Annotated in this window: 11 protein-coding genes; 4 read left to right on the top strand and 7 right to left on the bottom strand. The window is 70.4% G+C overall.

The window, feature by feature from the left end; translation table 11 throughout:
- Nucleotides 1-81 precede the first annotated feature (81 nt).
- A complete protein-coding gene (locus P3T29_RS03275; protein ID WP_280714687.1) occupies nt 82-552 on the bottom strand; it encodes a pyridoxamine 5'-phosphate oxidase family protein in 471 nt (156 codons plus the stop codon).
- 89 nt (nt 553-641) lie between these two features.
- On the opposite strand from P3T29_RS03275, the gene P3T29_RS03270 reads away from it, so the two are divergent.
- Nucleotides 642-1,202 (top strand): DUF1697 domain-containing protein, encoded by a 561-nt coding sequence (locus P3T29_RS03270; RefSeq protein WP_280714686.1) that lies wholly within the window; start codon nt 642-644, stop codon nt 1,200-1,202.
- Nucleotides 1,203-1,211: 9 nt separating this feature from the next.
- Here the strand turns inward: P3T29_RS03270 and P3T29_RS03265 are convergent, their stop codons facing one another.
- Nucleotides 1,212-2,174, bottom strand: a complete 963-nt coding sequence (locus P3T29_RS03265; RefSeq protein ID WP_280714685.1) for a DUF1152 domain-containing protein — start codon at nt 2,172-2,174, stop codon at nt 1,212-1,214.
- A 54-nt stretch (nt 2,175-2,228) separates the two neighbouring features.
- On the opposite strand from P3T29_RS03265, the gene P3T29_RS03260 reads away from it, so the two are divergent.
- Nucleotides 2,229-2,843: a hypothetical protein gene (locus tag P3T29_RS03260; RefSeq protein WP_280714684.1), complete on the top strand. Its 615-nt coding sequence runs from the start codon at nt 2,229-2,231 to the stop codon at nt 2,841-2,843.
- Between the two features lie 174 nt (nt 2,844-3,017).
- Here P3T29_RS03260 and P3T29_RS03255 read toward each other — a convergent pair whose 3' ends face one another.
- Both P3T29_RS03255 and P3T29_RS03250 read right to left on the bottom strand, forming a co-directional pair.
- Nucleotides 3,018-3,746 carry a hemerythrin domain-containing protein gene (locus P3T29_RS03255; RefSeq protein WP_280714683.1) on the bottom strand — a complete coding sequence of 243 codons (729 nt, stop codon included), beginning with the start codon at nt 3,744-3,746 and terminating at the stop codon, nt 3,018-3,020.
- Between the two features lie 329 nt (nt 3,747-4,075).
- Nucleotides 4,076-5,104, bottom strand: coding sequence for an alpha/beta hydrolase-fold protein (locus P3T29_RS03250; protein WP_280714682.1), 1,029 nt, complete (start codon nt 5,102-5,104; stop codon nt 4,076-4,078).
- 577 nt (nt 5,105-5,681) lie between these two features.
- On the opposite strand from P3T29_RS03250, the gene P3T29_RS03245 reads away from it, so the two are divergent.
- On the top strand, nt 5,682-6,452 hold the full coding sequence (locus P3T29_RS03245) for an SDR family oxidoreductase (protein ID WP_280714681.1): 771 nt from the start codon (nt 5,682-5,684) through the stop codon (nt 6,450-6,452).
- A 121-nt stretch (nt 6,453-6,573) separates the two neighbouring features.
- Here P3T29_RS03245 and P3T29_RS03240 read toward each other — a convergent pair whose 3' ends face one another.
- Nucleotides 6,574-8,241 carry a carbohydrate-binding module family 20 domain-containing protein gene (locus P3T29_RS03240; RefSeq protein WP_280714776.1) on the bottom strand — a complete coding sequence of 556 codons (1,668 nt, stop codon included), beginning with the start codon at nt 8,239-8,241 and terminating at the stop codon, nt 6,574-6,576.
- Nucleotides 8,242-8,566: 325 nt separating this feature from the next.
- Complete coding sequence (pulA, locus tag P3T29_RS03235) at nt 8,567-14,080, bottom strand: pullulanase-type alpha-1,6-glucosidase (RefSeq protein ID WP_280714775.1); 5,514 nt, start codon at nt 14,078-14,080, stop codon at nt 8,567-8,569.
- Between the two features lie 393 nt (nt 14,081-14,473).
- On the opposite strand from pulA, the gene P3T29_RS03230 reads away from it, so the two are divergent.
- Complete coding sequence (locus tag P3T29_RS03230; RefSeq protein WP_280714680.1) at nt 14,474-15,433, top strand: phosphatase PAP2 family protein; 960 nt, start codon at nt 14,474-14,476, stop codon at nt 15,431-15,433.
- Between the two features lie 100 nt (nt 15,434-15,533).
- Here the strand turns inward: P3T29_RS03230 and P3T29_RS03225 are convergent, their stop codons facing one another.
- A complete protein-coding gene (locus tag P3T29_RS03225) occupies nt 15,534-17,207 on the bottom strand; it encodes an MFS transporter (protein WP_280714679.1) in 1,674 nt (557 codons plus the stop codon).
- Nucleotides 17,208-17,412 lie beyond the last annotated feature (205 nt).

The following is a 17,412-nucleotide window of genomic DNA, read 5'->3' as shown; positions in this document are numbered from 1 at the left end:
CCTGCCATCGCACGCCCGCCCGCCCGTATGCCCGCCCGCCCGGCCGTCATGCGGGCGGGCGGTCAGCTGTGGGTGGGCCGGTCAGCTGCGGATGACGGACTTCACCGGCTCGCCCGGACGCCAGGAGCGGATCAGCAGGTGATCGTCCTCGACGGTCGTCAACACCACCTCCGTCAGGTCGAGTCGGAAAGCGTGGGACGGCTCCTGCGGCGGCTGCGGGAGATCCGACTCGTACGCGGAGATGTCGACCTCGTCGACGATCTCCACGGCGATGCCGGAGATCTTCGCGTCGCCGCTCACCATCGTCTCGTCGCCGGGATTGCTGTGCAGCGCGAAGCGTCCGTCCCGACGCAGGTCCAGTGCCTTCATCGCGCCGTACATCGAGCCGATCGTCAGATCGGCGCCGCTGATCCGGACCTCCGTACCGCTCACCCGGGGTGCGCCGCTCTTGCGCAGGGTGGCCAGCACATGGTGCCGGTGAGCCTCGAAGCGGGCCCGCACAGCGGGCTCCAAGTCCGGGGCCTCCTGCTCGAAATCCTGCCAACTGGTCATGCGGCCAGTCTGGCAGCGGGCACTGACAGATCCCGGGCAGCGCCGCAATGTGCCGACGCGCTGCCGCCCGGGTAGGCCAGACTGGCCCGATGGCAGACACCAGCTACATCGCGTTCCTGCGGGCGATCAACGTCGGCGGACGGACCGTGAAGATGGAGCGGCTGCGCGCGCTCTTCACCGAGCTGGGGCTCGGTGGGGTCCGCTCGTACATCCAGAGCGGCAATGTCTTCTTCACCACCGGCGAGGCAGACCGCGCGGCGCTGACCGCCCGGATCGAGCAGCACCTGGCGGCGGCTCTCGGCTACCCGGTGCCCGTCATGCTGCGGACGGTGGCGGAGGTCGAGGAGCTGGTCGCGGCCGACCCCTTCGCGGGCATCGAGGTGACGCCTGAGTTGCGGCTCTGCGTCGTCTTCCTCTCCGAACCGCTGCCGGACGACTACGAGTTCCCCGTCCACTCCCCCAAGGGCGACTGGGACATCCTCGGTGCTACCCCCGGCGCGGCGTTCATCGTGATGCACCTGCGGAACGGGCGGCTCGGCGCCAACCCCGCCGCGGCCTTCCCGAAGTCGTACGGGGGCCAGGGCACGGCCCGCTTCTTCCACACCACCGTCAAGATCCTCGCCGCCGCGAAGGGCTCCGGCGGTAGTTGATGGGTGCGCTCAGTGCGGGAACATCCTCGGTGGGCGCCGGGACGGGAGTTCGTCGCGGAACTCCTCCACCGCCGAGCTGATCTGGCGGGTCAGCCAGGTCTGTTCGATGCGGTCGAGGTAGAGGTGCCGGGCGGCCAGGGACTCGACGGTGACGGCGAAGTAGAGCGTCATCAACGGGTTGACGAAGAGCTCGCTGTTACTGGTGCGCTCGGTGAAGCGGACGTCGCCGAACTCGCCGCGCAGCGCCGCCGCGACCGAGCCCTGGACGATGCTGGGGTGTTCGGGGAAGGCGGCCCGGGCGTGGGCGACGGCGTCCAGGTAGAGGGCGCCCTCCCGGGTGTCGCGAGGGATGGAGAAGGCGCCGAGGTATCCGTCGGCCCGGTCGAGGGCGGCGAGGTTCTCCAGGACGAGCGAGTGGTTGACGCCGTGGTAGGCGTCGACGCCGAACCCGAGGCAGACGACCAGGCGTTCGGGGATCTCGGGCATGCCCGCCACCGCGCCCAGGCTCGCCATGTCCTCCTCCGGCGTGCCGAGGCCCGCCTCGTCACCGCGCATCAGGATGTCCGTACCGCCGTCCACCAGCACGATCGCGTCGATGCCGAGCCGGGCCGCCAGCGCCCGGTAGGCGGCGCGCAGCGGCTGGACCCCGACCGAGTCGAAGGCCCAAACGGTGTCGGGCATGCCGTGCAGGCGCAGCCAACGGGCGAGGGTGCGCTCGGGGAAGTACTGTTCGGCCGACCGCGTGTCGGGGCGGATCTCGGCGAGTCCGGGCTCCTGCCACACCTCGGCGTCCAGCCCGTACAGATGACTGAACGACAGGTTGGCGAGGTGCACCTGGTGGCCGGCGGCCCGCAGCGCCAGGGCGAGCGGCAGCCCGGCGTAGACGTCGAACCCGCCTCCCGCTCCGGCTATCAGGATGCGTTCGGCTCCTCGGAGCCTGGTCAGCAGCGGCGGTTCGAAGAGGGAGGACATCCGGGGACGCTACCAGGGGCGGAGGTTGTCCCCGGCAGATGGGAGGATGCCGTCATGACTGAGATCATTCTCGACCTCGACCCTGAGCTGGTACGCGACGCCGAGGAGCGGGCGCGGGAGTTGATCCGCTGCGGCTTTCTGGAGCAGGACGAACTCGCCGAGGTGCTGCTCGACTCGTTCGACGACGCCGGCCTGGACGTCGAGCACGCCGACGAGATAGTCGCGCCGCTCTGGGAAGCCCGGCTCGCCGAGCAGGAGAGCTGGCCCGAGGTCACCGACGTGGACCGGCTCGCCGAGGCGTTCGACGCGCTGGAGGCGCAGGGCATCGTCGCGGAGATGGACTTCACCTGCTGCGCCCGGTGCGGCTACGCCGAGATCGGCGCGGAGGGCGACGAGGACTCGCACGGGTTCGTGTTCTTTCACGAGCAGGACACCGAGCGCGCGGCGGCCGGCGAGGGCCTGACGCTCCGTTACGGCGCGTTCAAGGCCGAGGAGGGAGCGGACGAAACGGGCGCCTCCGACGAGGAGACGGCGGAGGAAACGGCGGCGATCGGGCGGGCCGTGGTGGCGGCGCTGGCCAAGGCCGGGCTGCGGACGCAGTGGGACGGTTCACCCGACGAGGTCATCGTCGTCACACCGCTGAACTGGCAGAACCGCCTGCCGGAGTAGGTTCCACGTAGGCCGGACACCAGTTCAGACGGGGGCGCGCGGGGGGCACCTCCCCCGCGCGCCCTCGTCGGTCACCCGATGCCGGTCACCCGATGCCGGTCACCCGATCCCGAGGCGCTTCCGGAACGGCGCGCTCCGCGCGTAGAACGCGGCGCCGGCGAAAGAGGCCGGCCATCAGATCTGCGAACCCCAGAGCAGGTCGGTGCAGCGCGCGTACGTGTCGCGCCAGTGCGGCCACTGACGGACCGTCGAATCGTCGCAGTCGGCGAGCAGCCGGTCGATCTGCCGGTCGTCCACGCCTTCGAGCAGCCAGACCAGGGCGTCGGAGGGGGCGGGGCCGTCCGCCGCCCGCAGCAGGTCCAGCAGCTCGGGCAGGGTGCCGATCCGCGAGCCCGCCGGGAAGATCCCGGTCATCCGGGGCAGCAGCTGGCGCTCCTCGATCCGCAGGTGGGTCTCCAGCCGCGCCGCCAGCTCCTCGACGGCGTACGCGACCGGCCAGCTGCTCGCCGGGTCCCGGGTGGCGATCCGGACCAGGGTGGTCACCCGGGTGAACGAGTGGTCGAGGTTGTGGTGGTCGGATTCGAGCCAGTTGAGCAGCAGCCGCAGCTCGGGCGCGAAGCGCCGCAGCAGTGGCCAGAGCCGGGTGTCCTGCTGCTCGTGGTGGCAGGTGAGCATGGCCGTCATGAAGTCCCAGTGCCGCTGCAGCGCCTCGGCCCCGGCGTGGTCGTCGAGCTGGAGCAGCCGCAGCGCGTTGGGCAGCCGGGCCAGGTCGCGGCGGAGTGCCGCGTGCACCAGCCGCAGACCGGCGAAAGGCATCGGGCCGACGACCGGCTGGACGTCGCGCTCCTTGCCCGACTGGGCGGGGATCTTCGGGGACTCGACGGGCAGCAGGTAGCTGGGCATCGCACTCTCTTCATGACTGGCTGAGACTGGGCCGGTTCGGACACTGCGACCGCAGCACCCCGACTCGGATCTCCAGGGTGGTGACAGCTCATCAGAGTCGAATCAATGTCCGATTGACGCGCAGGTCAGAGCCCTGCCGGGCTTCTCCTGAGCCGTTCGGCGGACTCTTGCTGTCAGAGCTCAGTTCTAGCCTGCCGGTATGACAGAGACCGCCGCCGTGCCGGTCCCGGCAGCCCCGAAAGCGCGGCGGCCGTAGGACCGGAAGGTCCTACGGCCGCCTGGGCGCAACGTTTCAGCCGGGTCGGTCGGTCTCTGAGTCGGTCTCCGGGTCAGTCGCTCTCGGGGCCGGTCAGGTTCTTGGTGAGCCACTCGAGGCAGTTGGGGATCATCTTCTTGAAGTCCGAGGTGAGGTGCTTGCCGCCCGGCTGCTCGTAGTACTCGACGGTGGTCGGGGCGACGGCCTTGGCGACCCACTTCTTCACCAGGTTGGTCTCGTACGGGGTCCCGCCTGCGGCGGTGGCGTACATCCGGACGTCGGCCTTGCTGGTGGCGATCAGGTTGTCGGGGCTGTTGGCGATGCGCTCGGCCTCGTGGCCCTTCCAGAGCAGGGAGTCCGGATTCCAGTAGCCGTCGATCGGCACCGCGGCCTTGTAGATGTCGGGGTGCTGCATCGCCAGTTTGGCGCTGCAGAACGCGCCGGTGGAGGCGCCCATCAGGCCCCAGCTGTCGCGGCCCTTCAGGGTGCGGAAGTTGGCGTGGATGAAGTCCGGGATGTCCTGGGACATCCAGGTGCCCATCTTCGGCTGGCCCGGGATGTCGCTGCAGTCGAAGGCCCGGTTCTCATCGCTCGTCAGGTTCTGCACCGGCATGATCATGATGAACGGGTGCGCCTTGCCCTGCTGGGACAGCTGCGCATCCTCCACCTGGATCGGCAGCTGGTTGTCCGTCCAGGTGTTGTAGCCGTTGCTCTGGCCGCCCGCGTAGAGGGTGAGGACGGGGAAGCCGTAGTTGGCGAACTTCGGGTCGTTGTACTGCGGCGGCAGCCAGACCCAGACCTTGCCGGAGACGCCGGACTTCGGGCCCGTCAGGGTGGTCACCAGGATCGGCCCGGCGGAGGTGTCGTGGGACTTGTCGAACTTGGTGGCCGGGCCGGTCGGCATCAGGACCTTGGACGGCTTCGGCGGGATGCTGGTCTGCGGGGAGACGGCGGAGTTGACGTCTGCGGCCGCCTTCCCGTCGACGGCGGGTGCGGTGCCACCGCCGCTGCTGCCGCAGGCAGCCAGGGCCCCGGCGAGGGCGAGCGTGATGGCTGCGACGAGGACTGCGCGAGTACGGGTGGGCTGCGACAGCGGCTGCACGGTGAGTCTCTCCGACCGATCTCACGCCCGGTCGACCGATCCGGGCGGTGGCCCCGAGTGGGGCGCATTGTGGGGTTTCGCGGGTGGGGCTCGCGGGGTTCTGGCCGACGCGGACTCCTGACCGCCGCTGACACCTGACTGCCGCGAACGTCCGGTCTGCCGACCCCGGTGACGGCGCGCCCGCTCCCTGCGGAACTGCGCGCCGTTCATGAATCCTATGACGTGCCTCGGCCCCCCACCGGTTGCCGTCAACCGCGCAAACCTCCGTATCCCCGCCGATCAGCGGGGGTTCACCCCCGCCGAAGGTCGGGTCCAGGTGGGCGAGTCACCGCCTGGGCGTCCATGATCACGTCCTGCGCACCGAAAACGCCCAGCCTGCTACCGAACCGGACACCTGACCGGCCGTCCCCGATGCCGCACCCGCCGATCGTCCGCCGGGCGCGAGCGTGACCAGACTCACACCACCGGGCGGGCCGGTCCGGGTGTCCCACCAGCTGGAGCTCTCGTTCCCGATCGATCGTTGGACGCTCTTACAGTGCCCCGGCGAGGGCCCTTGAGCGATCATGAGGGCGTCGTCATGCCTGAGGAACCCGAGGAGCGCGCCATGCCGGACCAGGTCGCCGTAGTCACCGGAGCGGGTACGGGCGTCGGGCGCGCCGTGGCGCTGGAGCTGGCGCCAGCCGGCTGGCACGTCGTGCTGGCCGGGCGCCGGGCCGAACCGCTGCGGGAGACCGCCGCACTCTCGGGGCGGGCCGCCGCCGTGGTGCCGACCGACGTCACCGACCCGGCCGCCGTGGACGCGCTCTTCGACGAGACGGCGGAGCGCTTCGGCCGGCTCGACCTGCTGTTCAACAACGCGGGGACGTTCGGCGCCCCGGTCCCGGTCGAGGAGCTGTCGTACGCGGACTGGCGAGCGGTGGTGGACCTCAACCTGACGGGCACCTTCCTCTGTGCGCAGGCCGCCTTCCGCCTGATGAAGACCCAGCACCCGCAGGGCGGACGGATCATCAACAACGGCTCGATCTCGGCCCACGCGCCGCGCCCGAACAGCATCGCGTACACCGCGACCAAGCACGCCGTCACCGGGCTCACCAAGTCGCTGTCGCTCGACGGCCGCCCGTACCGGATCGCCTGCGGCCAGATCGACATCGGCAACGCGGCGACCGACATGACGGCCGCGATGAGCGTCGGCGTCCGGCAGGCCGACGGCCGGATCGCCGCCGAGCCGACCATGGACGTGGCCGACGTCGCGCGCACCGTGCGGCACATGGCCGAGCTGCCGCTGGAGGCCAACATCCAGTTCGCGACCGTGCTGGCGACCACGATGCCGTACATCGGGCGCGGGTAGGGCCGTCGGCCTGGAGCACAGCAGGGGGCGCGGGGAGACTGCGCGATGCGGAAGGGTGCGGGCTGTGGCCTTCCGGATTCGCGCAGTTCCTCGCGCCCCTTGTTGTGGCTGAGCAACAGCGTCAGTTGCGCCAGGTGTCGTTCAGCGTGATCAGGCCGCTCGCCGGGACGGTGGCAGTCCGGTTCGCGCCAGACTCCCAGGTGACCGAGCCGTCGGCCGCCTTGCGGATGTACTTGTACTGGAAGGCGGTGCCCGCAGGCATCGTCACGTTCAGCTTCCAGACCGGGTAGCTCGCCGAGGAGAGCAGCAGGGCCTTGCTGGTGTCCCAGCCGCCGAGGGCGGCGTTGTCGCCGGCCACGTAGATGTTCTGGCCGGTCACCGTGGTGGCGTTGACGCCGAACGCCGCGCCGGCGGTGGCGGACGGCGAACCGGGGGCGCCGACGTACAGGGCGACGGAGTCGCCGGCGCCGACCGTCGCGGTGAACGTGCCGTCCGAGCCGACGGTGTAGCTGGTGCCGGTGCAGCCGCCGTTGACGGGGTCACCGTGCTCGACGTCGCAGTAGGTACCGGCCGGCAGCGAGGTCTGGAAGGTCTGGGTGATCGGGTAGCTCTCGTGGTTGATGGCCACGTAGCCCTTGCTGCCCCGGCCGAACCCGATCGCGTTGCCGCCGTCGGACCACCAGTTGGTCACGCCCGTGCCGGAGACCGCGTTGCGGAAGCCGACCATGTTGGCGACGGGCTGCCAGGCGTGGGTGCAGTTCCACCCGTCGCTGTAACAGGCGTTGACCGTACCGCCGTTCGGCGGGCCGTCGTCGTTGTTCGAGAAGGCGTAGCCGGAGTAGACGTTGGGCGAGCCGTACGGGAAGGCCAGCATGAAGACGTTGGCGAGGGTGTACGTGTTGCCGTACTTGTAGTTCAGGGTCGAGCCGTTGCGCTCGGTGTCCCAGTTGTCGACGAAGGTGCGGGCCTGGCTGCTCGGCAGCAGGCCCGAGCCCCAGTTGGACAGGCCGGCGATCTGCCCGCCGTCGAAGGCGCTCTTCAGCCAGGTGCCGGAGCGGAACTCGTCCACGTCACCGTTGCCGGTGTACTCGGAGGGCTGGATCGGCTCGCCCGCGCCGTAGATGACCTCCTGCACCCAGAAGGCGTTGGGGTTGCTCATCTTCGCCTTGATGGCGGCGAGTTCGGTGGCGGCGATGTGCTTGGCCGCGTCGATCCGGAAGCCGTCCACGCCGAGCGAGAGCAGGTCGCTCAGATAGTTGGCGATGGTCTGCTGGACGTACGCGCTGCCGGTGTCCAGGTCGGCGAGGTTGACCAGCTCGCAGTCCTGCACGTTGGTGCGGTCGTCGTAGTTGGTGATCGGCTGGCGGCAGGAGTGGAAGTCCTGGTCCTGGTAGGTGCCGGGGTAGTTGTACTTGGTGTAGTTGGTCCCGCCGGTGCCGGTGCCCGAGCCGGCCGTCATGTGGTTGATCACCGCATCGGCGATGACCTTGACGCCCGCCGCGTGGCAGGTGTTCACCATGTTCTGGAACGAGGTGCGGTCGCCGAGCCGCCCGGCGATCTGGTAGCTGACGGGCTGGTAGGAGGTCCACCACTGCGGGCCCTGGATGTGCTCCTCGGCCGGGGAGACCTCGACGTAGCCGTAGCCCTTCGGGCCCAGCGTGTCGGTGCAGGCCTTGGCGACGGAGTCGAACTTCCACTCGAACAGGGTGGCGGTGACGTCCTTGGTACCCGGCGGGGTGGCATGGGCGACGGTGGGGGCGAGCGTGAGGCCGGTGCCTATCGAGAGCACCAGAGCGGCGGAGGCGCTCAGCGCGCCCAGCGTGCGGGCACGCCGACGGGTGGGGGAGGTGGTGACCACATTGTCTCCAGGGGGGCTGGGGTGGCAGCCTGGTACGCCCGTGAACGTGGGGGCACGGGCGGTCAGAAATGACGGCGTTACACCTGAGTAGCTTGCTGCAAGAAGACTGAAACTTGCAGGAAACTTTCAGTGCGCTGAATTTATGGGCGCGTGAAGATCACGTCAAGGCTGCCGGATGCAACATTTCGATGTCGACAACAGGGGCCCCACCCGAAGGCGGAGCCCCTGCGTTCGCGCAGAAGGTGCGACGGTTACGTCAGTTCTGGACGAACACCGCCACGGTCCGGGCCGGCACCGTGAAACTCCCGGTGGCGGCGTCGAAGCCGGACTGCTTCACCACCTGGTCAGTGCCCTGCGCCTGCACCGGGTGCAGGCTCTCGCTGGTCCCGGCCAGGCCGGGAACGGTCTGGCGCTGGGCGGCCGGGGTGGCGTTGAAGACCACCGTGATGCCCTTCTCCGCGCCGGGCAGGCCCGTCCCGTCCAGGTGCAGCGTGATCACCCCGGGCGTCTCCCCCGCCGTGCCGGAGAGCGGATAGGAGAGCCGCTGCTGCACCTGGGCGGCGGTGCTCAGCGCGAACAGCGGCGAGGACTGCCTGATCCGCAGGAACTGCTGGTACTGCGCGGTGGTGGCCTCGGTCTGCGCGCAGCCCATGGCCAGGTTCGGGTCGGCCAGCAGCGGCTTCGCCGCCGCCCACATCGACTGGTTGTCCGCCGCCATCGGCAGGCCGTGGCCCCAGCCGGTGCCCTGGGTGCAGTCCCAGTGGATGGAGTTGAACCAGTCGCCGGAGTTGAAGGAGTTGGCGTCCAGCGACTTGGAGCGCAGCAGGTCACTGCCGGCCACCGCGAAGCCCGGTCCCTGGGCGAGCGCGGTGAGCGAGAGCCCGAGCGCCTGCATCCTGGCCCGGTCGGCGGGCGAGGTGCCGGTCGGCAGCTTGTAGGCGAGGGCGTCGAACAGGTCGGTGTTGTCGTGCGCGTCGACGTACTCGACCGCCTCGCCGGGGTTGGCCGCGTAGCCGGTGGGCGAGCCGTTGTAGTCGACTCCCGCGCCGGTGACGGCCTTTCCGGAGCTGTCGGTGAACGAGTACCCCGCCAGGTTGCCGGTCAGGCCGACCTCCAGCTGGTCCATCTGGTGCAGCAGCGCGGCCTTCTGCTGGTCCGGAGTGCCGTTCGCCGCCGAGCCGTTGGGGTCGGTGTAGAGGCCCGAGGCGAAGCCCTGCTGCGGCGCGGAGGAGAGCATGAAGTTCCCGCCGCGCGCCGCGTCCCGGACCCGGTCGTTGAAGGTCGCGATGCCGGTGCCCGCCATGTTCTGCTGAGTGGCCTGCACGAAGCGGGAGTTGTTGGCGACGACGCCGAAGTTCCAGCCCTCGCCGTAGAGGAAGACGCCCTTCCCGTCCACCCCGTCCTTGGCCTTGGTCAGCCCTCGCAGCGCCGACTGGACGTCCAGCATGGTCGACTTGGGGTCGATACCCATCAGGTCGAAGCGGAAGCCGTCCACCTTGTACTGCCGCGCCCAGGTGACGACGGAGTCCACCACCAGCTTGTTCATCATGGCGTGCTCGGGCGCGGTGTCCGCGCAGCAGCTGTCCGTGGTGACCTTGCCGTCGTCGGCGAGCCGCTGATAGTAGCCGGGGACGACCTTGTCGAGCACCGAGTGGTCGGCCTGCCCGGCGGCGGCGGTGTGGTTGTAGACCACGTCCAGCACCACCCGCAGCCCGGCCTCGTGCATGGCCTGCACCATCTGCCGGAACTGCACAGTACGTGCCGTCCCGTTCGGGTCGGTGGCGTACGCGCCCTCGGGCACGTTGTAGTGCAGCGGGTCGTAGCCCCAGTTGTACGCGTCGTCGGCCTGGACCGCCGCCACGCACTCCTGCTGCTTGTCGCTGTCCGGGGGCAGCGAGGCGAGGTCGCAGGCGGGCAGCTTCTGGTCGGCGCTCGGCGGGATCGAGGCGATGTCGAAGGTCGGCAGCAGGTGGATGGTGGTGATGCCGGCCTTGGCCAGCGCCCGCAGGTGCTGCATCCCGGCCGACTTGGACTCGGTGAAGGCCAGGTAGGTGCCGCGTTCGGCGGCGGGCACGGTGGTGTCGGCCGCCGAGAAGTCCCGGACGTGCAGCTCCTGGATCTGCTGCTTGACCGCCGGGATCGCCTGCGGGGTCTGCTGCTGGTCCCAGCCGCCCGGCTTGGTGGAGCGGTCCGCGAGGTCCGCCACCAGGCTCCGCTTCGAGTCGGGCGAGAGCGCGACCGAGTACGGGTCGGTGACCAGGTTGGTGACCTGCTGCTGGACGCTCGGCGCCCAGACCTTGACCTGGTACAGGTAGTACTTGCCGCTCAGTTGCCCGGCATCCCGGGTCAGCGACCAGACGCCGCTGGCGTCGTCGCGCCGCATCGGGACGGTCTTCGGGGTGCCGCCGGTCGCCTGGTCGAAGAGCTGGACGGAGACCTCGGTGGCCGTGGGCGCCCAGAGCGACAGGGTCACACAGTGGTTCTGGTAGACCGGGCCGAGCTTGGCCCCGGCCGCCTTGGCCGCGTAGAGGTCGTCCAGTACGCCGGGGAGCTGCACGCCGGTCGCCGCGAGCACCGCGCCGTTCGGCAGGTGCTCGCTGAAGACCGGTTCGCTGCGCAGTGCCTCGGTGATCCGCGCGGTGTCACGGGAGTCCACGGTGAAGGCCCGGTAGCCCGCGAGGTTCGGGTACTTGGCCTTCTGCGCGTCGGTCAGGGCACCGGGGTTGAGCCGGATCCAGTGCCCGGGCTTGCTGAGCGCGCCCTTGTCGACCGTGAGCCCGCCGGCGGGATCGTAGATCAGCTGCGCGCTGGTGCCGCCCGCCAGAGTGCCGTCGCCCGCACCGTAGTTGGCGGGGACGACCACCGTTCTGGCGTCGATCCACTGCGCCTTGGCGGTGGAGAGGTCGAGCTGCGAGGAGCTGCCGGACGGTTCGGGGAGGAGGTAGCTCTGCTGGCCGCCGATGATCCAGATCTCCCGGCCGCTGCTCGCGAAGTCGAGCGACTGGTCGTTCGGCAGGTCCTTGTCGTTGCCGTTGTGCAGGATGTAGCTGAGGCTGGTCGCCCCCGCCGCGAGCGGCACCTCGAAGACGTCCCCGAAGCCGTCCCGGCCGGCGGGCTGCAGCGGCTTGCTCCAGTCGGTGGGCGTCGCGGCGCCCGTCCAGTCGTGCAGGCCCCAGCCGTCGTAGTTGCCGTCCGCGCGGTGGTAGTGGATCACCGCCGTGCCGGCCGGGGCCGGAGCGGCCGGGTCGGGATCGGTGGTGTGGACGGTGGGATCGCCCTCCTTGACCCACACCTCGCCCGTGCTGCCGATGTCGATGTGCCGGTCGGTGGCGACGTCCTTGGTGCCGTTGTTCTCCACGATGAACCCGACGTCGGCGGCGCCGTCCTTCAACTTGACGTAGGCGAACGCCCCGTACGCGTCCCGGCCGGTGAACCCGTGCCCGGCGGGCCAGTTGGTCTGCTCGCCGTCGGCGAGGTCACCCCAGGCGTAGAGGTTCCAGCCGTCGTAGTTGCCGTCCTTGCGCTGGTAGTGCACCACCGCGTACGGGCGCGAGGTCCTGGTCGGGACCGGCTTCGGGTCCGGGGTGCCGGTGGTGAAGGAGCCGGTGGCGGACCGCAGTCGGCCACTGGAGTCCTGCACCACGGCCTTGTAGCGGACCACCGTCCCGGGCGCTGCGGCGCTCACGTCCTGCGTCACCTTGAAAGTGACTTGGCCGGCAGAGCCGGACGTTCCCTCGTCGGCCGTCCCCAGCGTCTGCCAGTGCCCGTTGCCGATCTGCGCGGCGAACGAGACCCGGTCGAAGCCGCCGCCCGGCACGTCCGCACCGATGGTGACCGTACCCGTCGCACCGTCCGCCGGTGCCTGGAGGGCGAGTTGCGGGGCCGCGTCCGTCTTCGCGAGCCTGCCGGCCGCCTTGAACACCACCGAGGAGAGCGGCGGCACGGTGACGGTCAGCTTCTTGTCCGCGCCGCTGGCGCCGGCCGAACCGGCCTGCGGGTACAGCTGGTTGAAGCTCATCCCGGCCGAGAAGGTGTCGAGTGCGACGGTCTTCGCGTCGGTGGAGTTGTTCACCGCGACCAGGTACTCGACCTGCTGCTTGGCGTCGATCCGGGAGAACGCGTACACACCCGGCCCGTCCGCCGCGTACCGCTCGATCTGCGCGCCGTCGGCGAGCGCCGGGTTGGCCTGCCGCAGCTTCGCCAGCGTCGATATGCCCTGGTAGAGCGCGCCGCTCTGGCCGTACCGGTCGGCGGAGCCCGGGGTGCCGCCGATCACGTTGTCGGTGTTGTACGAGGGCGTCCTGGAGGCGAACATGTCCTGCCGGGCGTCCTTGTCGCCGCCCGCGCCGGTGAAGCCCTGCTCGTCGCCGTAGTAGACCACGGGCTGACCACGCGTCAGGAACTGCAGCTCGTTGCCGAGTTGGTCCTTCTTCAGCAGCGTCGCCTGGTCGGCCCCCGGGTTGTCGCTCTGCAGGAAGCTGCCGAACCGGCCCATGTCGTGGTTGCCGAGGAAGGTCGGCAGCTCGTACGCGTTGCTGTCGGCGCTGGTGTATCGGTAGTCCTGCGAGTACACCGCCGAGAGGGCCTTGGCGGAGCCGTTCTGCGACACGAAGCTGCGGGCGCCCTGCTGGAACGGGAAGTCCAGGGTGGCCTGCAGCTTGCCCTGTGTCACGTACGGCGCGGTGACGGTCGGGTCGGCCGAGTAGACCTCGCCGAACATGAAGAAGTTCTTGTTGCCGTGCTGGGCCGCGAACTTCTTGAGCGAGGGCGCCCACTGCTGCCAGAAGGCCATGTCGACGTTCTTGACGGTGTCGATCCGGAAGCCGTCGACGCCTGTCTGCGCCACCCAGTCCTGGTAGACCTTCTCGAAGCCCTTGACCACCGCCGGGTTCTGGGTGTCCAGGTCGTCCAGGCCGGCGAAGTCACCCTCGGTGGCGGACTCGCCGGCGAAGGTCGAGTTCCCCCGGTTGTGGTAGAGCGAGGTGTCGTTGAGCCAGGCCGGGGACTTCACCGTGGCGTCGGCCGGAGTACGGAAGACCGGCGTGTACGGGAAGGAGTTCGAGGTGAGCTTCGGCCACTTGCCGCCCGCGTCGGCGATGGCGGTCTCGTCGACCGGGTTCCCGTCGGTGTCGAGCGTCGGGTAGGCGCCCGTCGAGCGGTAGTCGTAGCTCTGCTGGGCGTAGTCGATGACGTCGGCGGTGTGGTTGGTGATGACGTCGAAGAAGACCTTCATGCCCTTGCCGTGCGCCTTCGCGATCAGCTCCTTGAGCTGGGCGTTGGTGCCGAAGTGCGGGTCGACCTGGGTGAAGTCGGTGATCCAGTAGCCGTGGTAGCCGGCCGAGGCGGCGGCTCCGGTGCCCTGCACCGGCTTGTTCTTGAAGATCGGGGCCAGCCAGATGGCGGTGGTGCCCAGGCCCTGGATGTAGTCCAGCTTGTTGATCAGGCCCTGTAGGTCACCGCCGTGGTAGAAGCCCTTGTCGGTCGGGTCCAGGCCGTTGTCCATCCGCGAACCGGTGATGCCCCCGGTGTCGTTGCCGGGGTCGCCGTTGGCGAAGCGGTCCGGCAGGACGAAGTAGAACTGCTCGCGGGTGAGGTCGTGCCGGGCCGCCGAGGCGGCGAGGGCGGCGTCCGAGGGCGGGGGCGGCGGAGCGGCGGCGGCCGCGACGGGGGCCGAGCCGAGGGTGGCCGCGAGCAGAGTGGCGGCGAGCAGACCGGCCGCGCGGCCGGGTCTGCGGTAGGGGGTGGTGCTCCGTGGGTGGCGGGGCGGCACTTCGGCCACTGAGGGCTCCCTTTGGGCGGCTCGTCGACGTTTGAGTGGCGTGGACGCTAGCGGCTGCAAGATATTTCAGCAAGATGTTGAAAACGTTGCAATCAAGGTCTTCACCGAACCGTTGCGAAGCAGCCGGAGGCCGCCGGGAGCGAGGCGGGCCCCAGAGCCGGGACCCACGCCGGGGCCCAGCCGGAACCCAGTCGGGGCCCGGCCGGACAGGGCGGACGGGCCTCGGAGGGGGTCGGCTCGACCGGTGGTCTGCGAACGAGTCACAATGGACTTCATGCCCACCCCAGGTACCACGCCCCTCACGCTTTTGGGGGACAGCTGGTGACGAATCCCCTACCGCAGGATGAGCGGGCGGCCACAAGTCGTCTGGCAGACTTCTCGTCCATGGGGGAACCGACCGAGATCCGTAATGCGAGCGCAGACCGCGCCGACGCGGCTCGCGGGGCCGGTTCCGTCCCGGGCGAGGACCGTACGGTCCACCGACCGGACGGAGCCACCCGCGCCGCCCAGACGCCTGCCGCCGCGCTGCGCAGCCGTGTCCGCGATCAACGCCGGACACCTGCGAGACCTCGGCTCTGGTTCGAGCTGGCCCTGATCGGCTTCAGCTACCTGATCTACTCGCTGGTCCGCAACGCCGTCCCGACCCAGGCGACGGCGGCCCAGCACCACGCGAGCATGATCTGGCACTTCGAGCAGAGCCTCGGCATCGCGGTGGAACGCTCGGTGAACCACGGCGTCAACTCGGTCAGCTGGCTGATCGTGGGGATGAACTACTACTACGCCACGCTGCACTTCATCGTGACGATCGGCGTGCTCATCTGGCTCTACCGCTCGCACCCGGGCCGTTACGCCGCGGCACGGTCGGTGCTGTTCGTGACCACCGCGATCGCCCTGGTCGGGTTCTACTTCTTCCCGCTGGCGCCGCCCCGGCTGATGGACAACGGGCACTTCGTGGACACCGTGTCCGTCCACCACACCTGGGGTTCGATGGCCTCCGGGGCGGGCGCGCACGTCTCCAACCAGTTCGCCGCGATGCCGTCGATGCACATCGGCTGGTCGCTCTGGTGCGGCCTGACGATCTTCTTCCTGGCCCGCCGCCCATGGGTCCGTGCCCTCGGCCTGGCCTACCCGCTGGCGACGCTGGTCGTGATCATCTCGACCGCCAACCACTTCTGGATGGACGCACTGGGCGGCGAGGTCTGCCTGGCGGTCGGCTTCATGGCGTCCCGGGCGATCTACCACGTCTGGGTCTACCGGCTCCCCCGCCACCCGGGCGGATCCGACGCCGACCCACCGATCACCGTCCCCGAACAGTGGGCCACCCCGGTCGCAGCACAACGCTAGACGCTGAACCAAAGCAGGGGCGCGGGGAACTGCGCGAAACCGGAAGGCACCGACCTGTGCCCTCCCGCTTCGCGCAGTTCCCCGCGCCCCTGTCCGTGTTTCAGGCCTTCACACAGGGCGCGCCCCGGGGGAGGCCGTAGCGGCTGGCCACCTGGTAGGTGCCCGCGTGGGCGGCGTGCAGGACCGTCCAGTCGCTGCCGCCCTGGGTGAGGCAGCTGCCGGTGCCACCCGCGTCGCCGCCCAGGGAGAGCCAGGGGGACCACGGGATGCGCAGCAGTACCGAGCCCGGCTCCGGGACGTCGATGGTGACGGCGGCCGGCCCGGCGAGCTGTACGGTCGCGGGCGGGGCCACCAGCGGCAGTGCGTCCATCACGCGGTAGAGCTGCCAGTTCGCGTCCTTCCACACCGGGCTCAGCCAGTCGTGCGGCTCCTGGACGATCCGGGCCTCGTCGACCGCCGCGTCGTCCGGCGGTCCGGCGGGCAGCACCACGAAGCCGACGCCCCAGAACTGCAGCCAGGCGTGGTAGTCGTCCGGGCTGAGGGTGTCCTGGTAGAAGAGCGGGTTGCGCGCGACGTCGGCCTGCCGGTTCCAGCCCCGGGCCAGGTTGACGTACGGCGCGATGTCGGACGCCTCCCCGTGGGTCCGCAGCGGCACCACCTCGACCCGGCCCCGGTCGGCGCCGATCCGGCGGAGTTCGTCGATCAGCGGCTTCGGGTGCAGGGCCGTCGCCTGGGCCGGCACCGTGGCGACCAGGTCGCCGATCGGCTTGGTCACCTGCCAGACGGCACCGACGCACAGCAGCAGGGCGACCGCCACCCGGCGCCGCCGGGCCCGCAGCGGGTCCGCCGGGACGCCCGGCGGCCGGTGGAACAGGGCGGCGAGCAGCACGGTGGGCCCGAAGAGCAGCGGCAGGCGCTCGACGTTGCTGCCGACCGGTGACGGCACCACCCAGGTCAGCGCGGCCCCGAGGGCGTAGATCGCCGAGCCGGCCCGCAGGACACGCCATCCGCGCGGCAGTACGAGGGCGGCGCAGGCGGCGGTCACCGCCAGCGGCGCGGCCAGCCACCAGTCGAAGGGCTGCACCCCCTGGAAGGGGAAGAGCAGCGCCGTCCCGCCGATCACCAGGAAGGGTCCCGCCGCGACGGCGTAGGACTCCGGCCGGCGCCGGTCGAGGAAGAGCGCGGCCGCGACCACCTCCAGGAACAGCCCGGCCACCGGGCTGGCCATGGTGGCCAGTACGCCGAGGCCGAGGACGGCGGCGAGCCGGCGCCGGTCATGGCCGGCCGCCGGGAACAGCAGTGCCACCGCGCCGAGGGCGAAGAGGATCCCGAGCGCGAAGGTGACCCGGCCCGAGAAGAGGTCGGCGGAGAGCGCGAGGGCCGTCCAGAGCGCGAGCACCAGCGGCCGGCCGGCCCGGACCCGGGTCAGCAGCCGCGCGGCGACCGCTGCCGACGCCGTGGTGGCGAGGACCCCGGTGGTGCGCACGCCCAGCCAGCCCATCAGGTACGGGGACAGCAGGCTGTAGGACGCGGTGTGCATCCCGCCGTACCAGGAGAGGTTGTACGCCGAGTCGGGGTTCTGCCGGATGAACTCCGTCCACGCGTACTGCGCGGCCAGGTCCCCCGAGTCGTTGGCCAGGAACAGCGCCCACAGCACGTTCAGTACGGCGGCGAGCGCGGTGGCGGCGAGCAGCGGGTCGCGCAGACCCGGCAGGCCCAGTCCCAGCCGGGGCCGTCCGCCCACGGCGGACTTCGCCCATCCCCAGGTGGCCATACGGTCTCTCTCTGCCTGGAACGGGCTCGGAAGCACCCACCGGAGCGGTTGCCGGGGTCGGTGCGGGTCGTCCATGATCGACGGGACGGTTGTGAGCCTACCGGCCGATGGGACGTCAGACCGGAGTTTCGCACACCTGTCCTTCGCCCGCCCGCCCAGGTCGCCCGAGCCGTCCGGCAGCCCGTCCCGCTGCGGGCTCAAGGGC

Origin of the sequence: Kitasatospora sp. MAP5-34, assembly GCF_029894335.1 — a bacterium.
GTDB lineage: Bacteria > Actinomycetota > Actinomycetes > Streptomycetales > Streptomycetaceae > Kitasatospora.
The sequence above is the reverse complement of the archived record's forward strand: the minus strand, read 5'-3'. Positions and strand labels throughout refer to the sequence as shown.